This window comes from Arthrobacter sp. GCM10027362 (assembly GCF_042679445.1).
In the GTDB taxonomy this organism is placed as follows: domain Bacteria; phylum Actinomycetota; class Actinomycetes; order Actinomycetales; family Micrococcaceae; genus Crystallibacter.
In genome coordinates this window covers 1-714 of the sequence record NZ_JBHTML010000424.1, presented here as the reverse complement: position 1 = coordinate 714, position 714 = coordinate 1, and the positions used below count along the sequence as shown (strand labels likewise).

At 74.9% G+C, this 714-nt stretch carries 1 protein-coding gene; it reads left to right on the top strand.

The genetic code is table 11. The annotated features are described in order from the left end of the window. Nucleotides 1-126: 126 nt before the first annotated feature. On the top strand, nt 127-714 hold a 588-nt coding region (locus ACFQ36_RS23135; protein ID WP_377017958.1), incomplete at its 3' end, for a phosphoenolpyruvate-utilizing N-terminal domain-containing protein.

Sequence of the window (714 nt, the reverse complement as noted above, 5' to 3'; positions counted from 1 at the left end):
GCCGGCAAGAGCGGGGCGCGAGGGACCCGCCGTGGCGGCGCAGCCGACACTGCGGGAGCGCCCCGCTCACTAGCCCGGCAGCCGGCCGGACCCTACTGTGGATCTCCCGACGAAGCGAGGTAAGCCATGACCAGCATTACCGGAGTGGGCGTCAGCCCGGGCCGCGTGATCGGCCCCGTGGTGCAGATGCCGCCGGCCGTCACCGAACCGGCGCCGGACGGCCGCATCCCGGCCGGCGCCACCACGGAATCGGAAACGGAGCGGATCAAGGCCGCGGCCAAGGCCGTCCAGGCCCTGCTGAAGACCCGGGCCGAGTCCGCCCGCGGCGACGCCGCGGAAGTCCTCAAGGCCACCGCCCTGATGGCGGCTGATCCGATGCTGATCAAGTCGGCGGCCAAGCTGCTTGCCGCCGGCCGCAGCGCCGAGCGCGCGGTCTGGGAAGCCGGCGGCCAGGTCGCCGAGCAGCTCAGGTCCCTCGGCGGCTACATGGCCGAACGTGCCGCGGACGTGCTGGATGTGCGGGCCCGGATCGTGGCGGAACTGCGCGGGGACCCGGCCCCGGGCATTCCGGACTCGGCCGGGCCGATCATCCTCGCCGCCGAGGTCCTGGCTCCCGCGGACACCGCCACACTGGACCCGGACCGGGTGATCGCGCTGGTCACCGCCGGCGGCGGGCCGCAGTCGCACACCGCCATCATCGCCCGGGCCCTGGGC